General features: G+C 72.4%; 9 protein-coding genes. 4 read left to right on the top strand and 5 right to left on the bottom strand.

Annotated elements, in window-relative coordinates:
- Positions 1-4: 4 nt before the first annotated feature.
- From AC07B0_RS17685 to AC07B0_RS17695, 3 genes are read right to left on the bottom strand one after another with little or no spacing between them, the layout of a single operon-like run.
- The gene (locus AC07B0_RS17685) at positions 5-961 is read right to left on the bottom strand and encodes a sugar ABC transporter permease (RefSeq protein WP_478898554.1); all 957 of its coding nucleotides are present in this window, start codon (positions 959-961) and stop codon (positions 5-7) included.
- Positions 958-2,001, bottom strand: coding sequence for a carbohydrate ABC transporter permease (locus tag AC07B0_RS17690; protein WP_356877470.1), 1,044 nt, complete (start codon positions 1,999-2,001; stop codon positions 958-960). The genes AC07B0_RS17685 and AC07B0_RS17690 overlap by 4 nt, the downstream gene beginning before the upstream one ends.
- A 6-nt stretch (positions 2,002-2,007) precedes the next feature.
- The gene (locus tag AC07B0_RS17695; protein WP_356877469.1) at positions 2,008-3,282 is read right to left on the bottom strand and encodes an extracellular solute-binding protein; all 1,275 of its coding nucleotides are present in this window, start codon (positions 3,280-3,282) and stop codon (positions 2,008-2,010) included.
- A 222-nt stretch (positions 3,283-3,504) separates the two neighbouring features.
- Between AC07B0_RS17695 and AC07B0_RS17700 the strand changes: the two genes are divergently transcribed.
- The 3 genes from AC07B0_RS17700 (at position 3,505) to AC07B0_RS17710 (ending at position 7,382) form a co-directional block, all read left to right on the top strand.
- The gene (locus AC07B0_RS17700) at positions 3,505-5,310 is read left to right on the top strand and encodes a glycoside hydrolase family 13 protein (protein WP_478898555.1); all 1,806 of its coding nucleotides are present in this window, start codon (positions 3,505-3,507) and stop codon (positions 5,308-5,310) included.
- A 26-nt stretch (positions 5,311-5,336) separates the two neighbouring features.
- Entirely contained in the window at positions 5,337-6,380 is a 1,044-nt protein-coding gene (locus tag AC07B0_RS17705; protein WP_356877467.1) for a LacI family DNA-binding transcriptional regulator, read from the top strand.
- A 117-nt stretch (positions 6,381-6,497) separates the two neighbouring features.
- Positions 6,498-7,382 carry a phosphatase PAP2 family protein gene (locus AC07B0_RS17710; RefSeq protein WP_467290928.1) on the top strand — a complete coding sequence of 295 codons (885 nt, stop codon included), beginning with the start codon at positions 6,498-6,500 and terminating at the stop codon, positions 7,380-7,382.
- A 46-nt stretch (positions 7,383-7,428) separates the two neighbouring features.
- Here the strand turns inward: AC07B0_RS17710 and AC07B0_RS17715 are convergent, their stop codons facing one another.
- Both AC07B0_RS17715 and AC07B0_RS17720 read right to left on the bottom strand, forming a co-directional pair.
- On the bottom strand, positions 7,429-9,018 hold the full coding sequence (locus AC07B0_RS17715) for an amidohydrolase (protein WP_356877465.1): 1,590 nt from the start codon (positions 9,016-9,018) through the stop codon (positions 7,429-7,431).
- Entirely contained in the window at positions 8,940-10,532 is a 1,593-nt protein-coding gene (locus AC07B0_RS17720) for an APC family permease (protein WP_478898556.1), read from the bottom strand. Before AC07B0_RS17720 ends, AC07B0_RS17715 begins: the two co-directional genes overlap by 79 nt.
- A 121-nt stretch (positions 10,533-10,653) precedes the next feature.
- On the opposite strand from AC07B0_RS17720, the gene AC07B0_RS17725 reads away from it, so the two are divergent.
- Positions 10,654-11,256, top strand: a complete 603-nt coding sequence (locus AC07B0_RS17725) for a TetR/AcrR family transcriptional regulator (protein WP_356877463.1) — start codon at positions 10,654-10,656, stop codon at positions 11,254-11,256.
- The last annotated feature ends 16 nt before the right edge of the window (positions 11,257-11,272 follow it).

Raw genomic sequence — 11,272 nt, forward strand, 5'->3', positions numbered from 1 at the left:
GTGGTCAGCCCTTGGTGGCGCCTGCCGTCATCCCGGCGACGAGGTGACGCTGGGCGAAGAGGAAGAAGACGGCCGCGGGGATGGCGATGAGGACGGAGGCCGCGCTCATGGCTCCCCAGTTGGAGGTGTACTGGGTGACGAAGGTCTGGAGTCCGCCGGCCAGGGTGAGGTTCTCGTCGCCGACCATGAAGGCGGAGGCGTAGGCGACTTCGCCCCAGGCGGTGATGAAGGCGTAGAAGCCGGTGACGGCGAGGCCGGGCTTGGCGAGCGGGAGGATCAGCCGCCAGAAGGTGCCGAAGGGGTTGAGTCCGTCGACGCGTCCGGATTCGTCGATCTCGACGGGGATGGTGTCGAAGAAGCCCTTCATCATCCACGCGCAGAACGGCACGGCGATGGTGAGGTACGTGATGATCAGGCCGAGCGGCTGGTTGAGCAGCCCGAGCTCTCCCATCAGGTTGTAGAGCGGGACGATGAGGATGGCCATGGGGAACATCTGCGTGATGAGCAGGGTCCACATGAGGGGTTTCATGCCGGGGAACTTGAAGCGGCTGACGGCGTATCCGGTGGTGGCGGCGATGAACACGCCGAGGACCGTGGTGACGCCGGCGACGAGGACGGAGTTCGCGAACCAGCTGAGGAAGTGGGTGTCGTCCAGCAGGTGGCTGTAGTTCGCGAGCGTCGGTTCCTTGACGAAGTCGGTGGTGATGGCGTGCTGCGCGGGCTTGAGCGAGGTCAGCAGGATCCAGAGCACCGGGAAGACGGCGATCACGGACGCGACGACGAGCGTGGCGTGCAGGCCGAAGGAGGCGAGCGGGGAGCGGCTGCCCCGGGGGCGGACGGGGTTCGGCGCGGCCGGGCGGCTCGCGGTCGCCCCGGTGGCCCCGGTCGTCCCGTCGGCCGTACCGGCCCCGTTGGCACCGTTGGCCCCGTTGGCGGCAGTGGTCTCGGTGGTCATGGTCACCACACCTCTCCCTGCTTGCGCAGCGACCGCCGGTAGACCAGCGCGAAGATCATGAGCAGCGCGAGGATGAGGACGCCCCACGTCGCGGAGCCGGCGAAGTCGCGCGGGCTGGCGATGAAGGCCTCGCGGAAGGCCTGGGTCACGAGGATCTCGGTGGAGTCCCCGGGTCCGCCGCGGGTGAGCAGGAAGATCACCGGGAACATGTTGAAGGTCCAGATGGTGGAGAGCAGGATGACGGTCATGCTCACCGCGCGCAGGCCGGGCAGGGTGATGTGGCGGAACCTCTGCCAGGGGCCGGCGCCGTCCATCTCGGCGGCCTCGTAGAGCTCGCCGGGGATGGACTGGAGGCCGCCGAGGAGGGCGACCATCATGAAGGGGACGCCGAGCCAGACGTTGACGGCGATGACGGAGAACTTGGCCCAGGTGGGGTCGTCGAGCCACGGGATCGCGGCGATGCCGCCGCCGTCGAGGACCTTGTTGAGGATGCCGTTGTCGCGGTTGAAGAGGAACCGCCAGGCGAAGACGGAGACGAAGCCGGGGACGGCCCAGGGGAGGATGAGCGCCATCCGGTAGGCGGCGCGGCCCCGGAACTGCCGGTTGAGCATGTTGGCCAGGGCGAGGCCGAGGGCGAAGGTGATGGACACGCACGCGACGGTCCACACCACCGTCCACACCAGCCGCTGCAGGAACACCGGGTCGCCGAGCACGGCCGCGTAGTTGTCGAGGCCGACGAACTCGTAGGTGGCCTCGATGTGGCGGGCGCCGATGGTCCGGGCGACGTTGCGCTCGTTGGCGTCGGTCAGCGACAGGTAGACGCCGCGCACGAGCGGCCAGCCGATGATCACGCCGAGGACGAGCACGACCGGGGCGATCATGGCCCAGGCGTACCAGTGCGTGGCGAGGGCGCGCTTGATCCCGCCGCGCCCGCCGCCGCGGGTGCTGTCGCTGTCAGTCCTGCGGCTCCGGCCGCGGGCGGGGTCGGTGGTGCCGACTTCCCCGCCCGCGGCCTTCGCCACCGACTGGCTGGTGTGAGCAGCCATGGTTCGTTACTTCCAGCCCTTGAGGATCTTGCGGAACTCGGCGCCGGCGGCCTTGGCGGCCTCCTCCGGGGTGGAGGTGCCGGTGACGGCCTTGGTGTACTCGACCTTCAGCGGCTCGAAGAGGGAGCCGTTCTCCGGGATCCAGGCGCGCTCGACGGCCTTGTCGACGGCCGGCTTGAAGAACTGGACCATCTCGCTGCTCTTGACGTCCGGCTGCTCGTAGGCGGCGGTACGGGTGGGCAGCAGGCTCAGGTCCTTGGCGGACTGGACCTGCACCTCCTGGGAGGTGAGGTACTCGACGAAGGCGTGCGCGGCGGCGCGGTTCTTGGAGCCGGCGTACACGGCGAGGTCGTGGCCGCCCTGGGGGGCGCCCGCCTTGGCGGAGCCGGCCGGGACGGCGGCGACGCCGAGGTTGGCCTTGTCCTTGAACTGCTCGCCGGCGTAGCTGTCGGCGACGGCCCAGGGGCCGTTGATCATCATGGCGGCCTCGCCGGACTTGAAGGCCGTCTGCATGTTGGTCCAGCCGTCGGTCGCGTTGGTGACCGCGGCGCCCGAGGAGACGAGGTCGCGGGCGGCCTTGAAGGCCTTGACGCCCGCGGCGTTGTCGACGGTGACCGTCTTGTTCTTGGCGTCGACGAGGTCGCCGCCCTCGCCGTAGATGAAGGGGAGGAACCAGTACGAGTCGTCGCCGCGCAGGTAGAGGCCGGTCTTGCCGCTCTTCGCCTTGATGGCGGCGGCGGCCGTCTTCAGCTCCTCCAGCGTGGTGGGGGGCTGGACCCCGGCGTCCGCGAGCATCTTCTTGTTGTAGAAGAGGCCGAGGGTGTCGATGACCTGCGGGACCGCGTAGGTCTTGCCCTCGAACTTGCCGCTGGCCGCGGCCTGCGGCAGGAACTCGGCGTCGATCTTCTTGGCCGTCTCGGCGGGGACCTCGTCGAGGTAGCCGAGGGAGGCGAAGTCGGCGACCCAGCCGACGTCGGCGCGGATCACGTCAGGGGCCTCGGCGCCGGTGTTGAAGGCGTTCTTGACCTTGTTCTGCGCGTCGCCGTACGGGACGTTGACGTACTTGACCGTGACCTTCGGGTGCTTGGCGGTGAACGCCTCGGCGATCTTCTGGAAGCTCGCCTTCTCGGCCTCGTTCGAGGTGTCCCACCAGGTGACCGTGCCGCTCAGTTCGCCGCCGGTCTTGACGTCACCGCCGTCGTCCTTGGTGTCACCGCCGCAAGCCGTCGCCGCGAGCGCCAGGGCCGCGACCAGCGCGGTGGCCGCTATGCCACGCCGCATATGAACTCCTTCGATGATCCCGGCCGCGTCCCTGCGGTCCCGAGTTGCCAGGAACGTAACAAGACTGAAAGCCGTCCGAAAGAGCTTGCGGCAATTTTCTGCAAGACGTGCTGATCGTTACATGCGTGTGTCCGTACGGTTGCCGCAGCTTGCTGTTAGTTCGAGGCACCTTCGAGTGACCGGGCCCGCAACCATGGGGTGTGTACCCGCGTTGACCCCGATATGACCCACGAGTTGACGGCCTCCGGGCTTGCAAGCGCTTCCAGCAAAACGTCCGCGAGCGGCGGCTGGTGGCGCGATGCCGTCATCTACCAGGTCTACGTGCGCTCCTTCGCGGACAGCGACGGGGACGGCGTCGGCGACCTGCGCGGGGTCCGCGAGCGGCTCCCGCACCTGGCCCGGCTCGGCGTCGACGCCGTGTGGCTGACCCCCTTCTACGTCTCGCCCCAGGCGGACGGCGGCTACGACGTCGCGGACTACCGCGCCGTCGACCCCCTCTTCGGGGACCTCTCCGACGCCGACGACCTGGTCCGCGCCGCGCACGCGCTCGGCCTGCGGGTCATCGTCGACGTGGTCCCGAACCACACCTCCGAGCGGCACCCCTGGTTCCAGGAGGCCCTCGCCGGGCAGCCGGGCGCCCGCGAGCGGTACCTGTTCCGCCCGGGGCGCGGCGCGGACGGCTCCGAGCCGCCGAACGACTGGGAGTCGGTGTTCGGCGGTCCGGCCTGGACCCGGGTGCCGGACGGGGACTGGTACCTGCACCTCTTCGCCCCGGAGCAGCCCGACCTCGACTGGGAGCATCCGGAGGTCGCCGCCGAGTTCGCGTCCGTCCTGCGGTTCTGGCTGGACCTGGGGGTGGACGGCTTCCGCGTCGACGTGGCCCACGGCATGGTGAAGGCGCCCGGGCTGCCCGACATCGGCCGCGGCGCCCAGGCCACGCTGATCGGCACCGAGCCGCTCCCCTTCTTCGACCAGGACGGGGTCCACGAGATCCACCGCTCCTGGCGGCGGCTCCTGGACTCCTACGGGGGGCAGCGGATCGGGGTCGCCGAGGCCTGGGCGCCGACCTCGGACCGGCTGGCGCTGTACGTCCGCCCCGACGAGCTGCACCAGGCGTTCAACTTCCGGTTCCTGAACTGTCCGTGGGACCCGGCCGCGATGCGGACGGTCATCGACGAGTCCCTGGCGGCGACCGCGTCGGTGGGGGCGCCGACCACGTGGGTGCTGTCGAACCACGACGTGGTGCGGCACGTGACGCGGTACGGGGGCGGGGCGCGGGGGCTGGCCCGGGCGCGGGCGGCGGCGCTGCTGATGCTGGCCCTGCCGGGTTCGGCGTACGTGTACCAGGGCGAGGAGCTGGGTCTGCCGGAGGTGACCGACCTGCCCGAGGAGGCCCGCCGGGACCCGGCGTTCCGGCGGGGCCGGCGCCGGCCGGAGGCGGCCGGGGCGGCGGGCGCCGGAGCCGGGGCGGCGGGCGCCGCCGGGGTGACGGGTCCGGCAGGGGGCGCCGTACCCGCCGAGGCCCCGGTCCCCGGCGATGCCGCCGGGGCCGCCGAGGCCGCCGAGGCCGCCGGGCAGGACGGGCTCCGTGACGGCTGCCGGATCCCGCTGCCCTGGTCCGGCGAGGAGCCGCCGTACGGCTTCGGCGGCGGCGGGACCTGGCTGCCGCAGCCCGCGGGCTGGGGCCCCCTGAGCGTCGCCGCGCAGACCGGGGATCCGCATTCCACCCTGGAGCTGTACCGGGCCGCGCTGGAACTGCGGCGGGCCATCCCGGGGCTGGGCGCGCCGGAAGCGGGCCGGCCGGCTCCGGAGTGCGGGGCCGCGGCCCCGTCGGGGATGGAGTGGCTGCCGGCGCCCGAGGGGGTGCTCCTGTTCTCCCGTCCCGGCTTCGCCTGCACCCTCAACACCCGGCCGGAGTCGGTGGAGCTGCCCTGCCCGGGGCGGCCCGTGCTGTCCAGTGCGCCGGTGGAGACGGACGGGCGTACGGTCCGGCTGCCCGCCGATTCCTGCACGTGGTGGGCAATCTGAACGTGCGCCCGGTACAGTCCAATCCCGTGACCGCACGGCTAGCCGACATCGCAGCCCAGGCGGGGGTCAGCGAAGCCACAGTCAGCCGCGTGCTCAACGGCAAGCCCGGTGTGGCCGCAGGCACCCGCGAGTCCGTGCTGGCCGCGCTCGACGTGCTCGGCTACGAGCGGCCCGTACGGCTGCGGCAGCGCAGCGCGGGGCTCGTCGGCCTGATAACTCCCGAACTGGACAACCCGATCTTCCCGGCGCTCGCGCAGGTCATCGGGCAGGCGCTGACCCGGCAGGGGTACACCCCGGTGCTGGCGACGCAGACGCCGGGCGGGTCCACCGAGGACGAGCTGACCGAGATGCTGGTCGACCGGGGCGTCTCGGGGATCATCTTCGTCTCGGGGCTGCACGCCGACACCACCGCCGACATGGGCCGCTACGACCAACTCCGCGGCCAGGGCGTCCCGTACGTCCTGATCAACGGCTTCTCCGACAAGGTGCGGGCGCCCTTCGTGTCCCCCGACGACCGGGCCGCGATGCAGCTCGCGGTGACCCACCTGACGGCGCTCGGGCACACCCGGATCGGGCTCGCGGTCGGGCCGAAGCGGTTCGTGCCGGTGCTCCGCAAGATCGAGGGCTTCCGGCTGGGGATGAAGGAGCGGCTCGGGCTCGACGAGGCCGGGACGGAGGAGCTGATCCAGCACTCCCTCTACACCCTGGAGGGCGGTCAGGCCGCGGCGGCCGCGCTGATCTCCCGGGGCTGCACCGCCGTGGTGTGCGCGAGCGACATGATGGCGCTGGGTGCGATCCGGGCCGCCCGGCAGCAGGGGCTGCGCGTCCCGCACGACGTGTCGGTCGTGGGCTTCGACGACTCCCCCCTCATAGCGTTCACCGATCCGCCGCTGACGACGATCCGCCAGCCCGTGCAGGCCATGGGGCAGGCGGCGGTGCGGACCCTGCTGGAGGAGATCGGCGGTACGCCGGCCCCGCACAGCGAGTTCGTGTTCCTGCCCGAGCTGGTGGTCCGCGGCTCGACGGCCTCGGGGCCGGGGCAGCGCCGCGGCGGCCGGGCGGCCCCCTGACAGCGGGGCCGGACCGTCGTACGGACCCGGGGGTAGTCCGCAGGGCGGACGGGGGGCACCCAAGACCGTCCGGAGGGATGATCGGAGGCGAGATCCCATCTGGCAGACTCTCTCCCCATGGGTGAAGCGAGCGTGAAGACACTGGAAACCCGGACGGACCTCTCGTCACCCCACGTGACCGAGCACGAGGCCCGTCCGGCGTCGGAACGCACCCTCCTGACGCGGCTCCGCGCACCCCGGCGGCCCCGGATCTGGTTCGAGATCCTGCTGATCGCCGTCAGCTACTGGACGTACTCGCTGATCCGCAACGCCGTGCCCGAGCAGAAGGCGGCCGCGCTCGCGAACGCCGACTGGATCTGGGGCGTGGAGCGGGACCTCGGCATCGCCGTGGAGCAGTCCGTCAACCACGCCGTGAACTCGGTGACGTGGCTGATCGTCGGCATGAACTACTACTACGCCACCCTCCACTTCGTGGTGACGATCGGCGTACTGGTGTGGATCTACCGGTTCCACCCGGGGCGTTACGCCGCGACCCGCCTCATCCTGTTCGCCACCACGGGCGTCGCCCTGGTCGGCTACTACCTGTACCCGCTCGCGCCGCCCCGGCTGATGAACGGGCAGGACTTCATCGACACGGTGATCGTGCACCACACCTGGGGCTCCATGGCCTCCGGGAACCTGAAGAACATGTCGAACCAGTACGCGGCGATGCCGTCCATGCACATAGGGTGGTCGCTCTGGTGCGGGCTGACGATCTTCGCGGTCGCCTCGGCGCCGTGGGCGCGGATCCTGGGCCTGCTCTACCCGACGGCGACGCTGGTCGTCATCGTGGCCACCGCGAACCACTTCTGGCTGGACGCGGTCGGCGGGATGATGTGCCTGGCCTTCGGGTACGCCGTCTCGCGGGCCTGGTACGGATCGCTGCCGCACCGGCTTCCGCGTCACCCCCTGCACACCGGCCCGCATCCCGCCGCGGCGCTGCTGGACCGCTTCCGGCGGTAGCCCCTCCCCTTCTTCCGGAGGCCGTCTCTTCTAGAGGCCGTGCCTTCTAGAGGCCGTCCGCGCGGTGGGTGATCCGGCCGCCGGACATGGTGAGGCCGACCGGCGCCTCGGCGAGTTCGTCGGGAGCCGCCGTCACCGGGTCGAGGGCCAGTGCCGTCAGGTCCGCCCGCAGGCCCACCGCGATCCGCCCGGCCACCCGCTGCTCCCCCGCCGCGAGCGCCGCGTGCGAGGTCATCCCCTCCAGTGCCATCAGCCCGGTCAGGTACCGGCCCGCCGCGGCCGCGCCGCGCGGGCGCAGCGCCGTGGCGAGGACCTGGCGGGCGTCGTGGTGGGCGATGGGCCAGTCGGAGCCGAGGGCCAGGACGGCGCCCGCGTCCCGCAGGTCGCGGCACCGCCAGGCCCGGGCCGCGCGCTCGTCGCCGAGCCGCTTGGACCACTCGTCGGTGTGGTCGGCGCGGGTGTACGCGGTGTGCGGGGGCTGCATGGAGGCGATGACCCCGAGCTCCGCGAACCGCTTCAGCTGGCCGTCGGGGACGGTTTCGATGTGCTCGATCCGGTGCCGCATCGCGGCGTGCGCGCCCAGCGAGGCGACGGTGTCGAGGACGTGGCGGACGGCCGCGTCGCCGATGGCATGGGTGGCGGTGCGGACCCCGGCGGCATCGAGGATCCGTACGGCCCGGGCGTACTCCTGGAGGTCGGGCCAGAACGCGTCGGTGCCCTGGCCGTGGCAGTCGGCGTGCTCCAGCCAGGCCGTGCCGCCCTCGACGGTGCCGTCCATGAAGAACTTGACGCCGCCGACCTGCCAGTGGCGGCCGCCGGTCAGCTGGAGCTCGATCAGTTCGGCCAGGTCCTCGTCGCCCGCGCCCGGCATGCACCAGGGGGCCAGGCGCAGCCGGAGCGGCAGGTCTCCCTCGTACTCGACGGTGGACAGGAGGGCGGGTACGTCGCCGTCGCCGAGGTCCATGACGTGGGCGCCGGTGAGGCCCGTGGCGGCCATCTCGCCGAGCAGGGTGAGGAGGCGGGCGCGGCGGGCGGCCGGGGTGGGCTTGGGGGCGAGGGCTCCGACGAGGGCCATCGCGGCGTGTTCGACGAGGTGTCCGGTGGGGCGGCCGTCCTCGTCGCAGACGATCTCGGAGCGCTGGGCGAAGGTACGGGGTCCGGTGATGCCCGCCGCGGCGAGGGCCGGGCCGGTGGCGAGGGCGGAGTGGCCGTCGTAGAGGCGCAGGAAGGCGGGGGCGCCGTCGAGGGTCTCCTCGATCAGGGTCCGGTCGACGGGGCGGCCGCCGAAGGCGTTGTGGTCGAGGCCGTACCCGAGGACCCAGCCGCCGGGGCCGCGGTCCGCGGTGCGCAGGGCGGCGCGCAGCTGGTCGAGGTCGCGCACGGCGGAGAGGTCGGTTCCGGTGGCCATCTCGACGCCCCAGACGGGGTGGCTGTGGGCGTCGGTGAGGCCGGGGGTGAGGGTGGCGCCGGCGAGGTCGAGGACCTGGGTGCCGGGTCCGCGCCAGTCGCGTACGTCGCTCTCGTGGCCGACGGCGACGATGTGTCCGTCGCGGACGGCTACCGCGCCGGCCTCGGGGCGGGCGGGGTCGAGGGTGCGGACGCGGGCTCCGGTGAGGACGGTGTCGGCAGCGGGCACGGCTGTGCTCCTTCGAGGGGTTCGAGAGGGGGGTGTGCGGTGGGGGCGGCTTCGGCGGACGGGTCTTCGGCGAAGCTCGCGTAGACCTCGGGGCGGCGGGTCTTGAGCCGCTGGGCGAGGGCGAGGCCGGTGAGGAACACGGCGGGGACGAGGGACACGAGGACGGTGTTGACGGTGGTGGAGGCCAGGGTGAACAGGCCGACCTTGGAGACGACCAGGAAGATCGCGACGGCCAGCAGGACGGCCGCGGTGACGGGGGCCACCAGGGTGCGCCAGGGCCCTTCGTCGTGGGCGGTGCGCCGGAAGTAGACGGGTACGGCGATGGCGGCGAGCAGCATCAGGGCCATGAGGCCGATCATGCCGGGGGTGTTCACCCAGAGCAGGAGCTGTTGGTACGGGTCGGCGTCGGCGAGGGCGAAACCGAGGACGATCACGGCGCCGAGGGCGGTCTGGGCGGCTCCGGCCAGGTACGGGGAGCCGTGGCGGGGGTGGACGCGGCCGAGGGCGGCGGGCAGGACCCCCTCTTCGGAGAGGGCGAGGACGTAGCGGTTGATGGCGTTGTGGAAGGCGAGGAGGGAGGCGATGACGCTGGTGACGATGAAGACGTGCATGAGGTCCGCCGCCCAGGGGCCCACGTAGGTGGTGATGGCGGCGAAGAAGAGGCCGCCGGGGTCTTCGGCGGCGGCCGCGAGGACCTCTTCGGCGCCGAAGGCCTGGATGACGGTCCAGACGACGAAGGCGTAGAAGAGGCCGAGGAAGGCGACGGCGATGTAGGTGGCGCGGGGGATGGTGCGGTCGGGGTCGCGGGCCTCGCGGCGGTAGATGACGGTGGACTCGAAGCCGGTGAAGGCGGCGAACGCGAAGGCCAGGACGGCGGCGGTGCCGGGGACGAGGACGGCGCCGGGGGCGAAGGAGCCGGCGGAGAGGCCGTGGGCGCCGCCCTCGGCGAGCACTCCGGCGGCGAGGAGGACGAGGATCCCGGTCTCGGCGACGAGGAGGACTCCGAGGAGCTTCGCGCCGAAGTCGATGGAGCGGAAGCCTCCGTACCAGACGAGCAGGAGCCCGGCGAGGGAGACGGGCAGCCAGGGGACGTCGAGGCCGGCGAGGGCGTGTCCGGTGTCGGCGGTGGTGGTGCCGAGGAGGCCGTAGACGCCGATCTCCATGCCGTTGTAGCCGATGAGGGCGAGCAGGGCGGCGCCGATGCCGACGCGCTTGCCGAGGCCGCGGCTGATGTACGCGTAGAAGGCGCCGCCGCTGCGGACGTGGCGGCTCATGGTGGTGAAGCCGACGGCGAAGACGGCGAGGGTGAGGCCGGCGAGGAGGTAGCCGGCGGGGGCGCCGACGCCGCCGAGGAGGATCGCGACGGGGGCGACGCCGGCCATGACGGTGAGGGGGGCGGCGGCGGAGACGACGAAGAAGGTGATGTCGGCGGCGCCGAGGGCGCCCTGGTGGAGGGCGGTCGTGGGGGTCGCGCCGGCAGGGGGTCTGTGTGCGGGCTCTGGCGTTTCGGGCATGCGGGGGCACCCTTCTGCGAACGGCAGGCGGCGGGGATCCGAAAACCTAAAGGCTTTCGGTTTGCGGCAATGTAGCCTCCGGTTTTGGCGTACGGGAAGACCTTGACGAGGGAGAACAGCCATGGCACGGCCGCGCACCCCCCTACTCGACCGGGAGCGGATCGCCGCAGCCGCCCTGCAACTGGTCGCGGAGCAAGGGGAGTTCAGCGTTCCGCAGATCGCCCGGGCGCTCGGGGTACAGACGGCGTCGGTGTATCACCACGTGGACGGCCGGGCCGGGGTGGTGGAGCTGGTCCGGGAGCGGGTCTGCGACTCGATCACCGGTTCCGCGCTGGAGCTGACCCCCTGGGACCGGGCGCTGGAGGAGTGGGCGCGCTCCTACCGGGCCGCGTTCGCCGCCTACCCGCGCGCCATTCCGCTGCTGATGACCACACCGGTCCGGGCCCCCCGCGTGCTCGCCCAGTACGAGCGGGCGGTCGCGCTGCTGCTCGCGGCCGGGTTCCGCCGGGAGCAGGTGATGCCGCTGCTGACCGGGCTGGAGAACCTGGTCCTGGGCTCGGCCCTGGACCTGGCGGCGCCCGAGGCCATGTGGGAGCCGTCGGAGCGGACCCCGCTGCTGGCCGGCGCGCTGGCCGCCGGGGGCCCGGGACGCGCGGACGCGGCCTTCGACCTGGGCCTGGCCGCGTTCCTGGCGTACGCGCGGGGGCTGCGGGAGGCGGCCTAGGACCGGACCCGACCCG

The organism is Streptomyces sp. NPDC044704 (assembly GCF_056433525.1).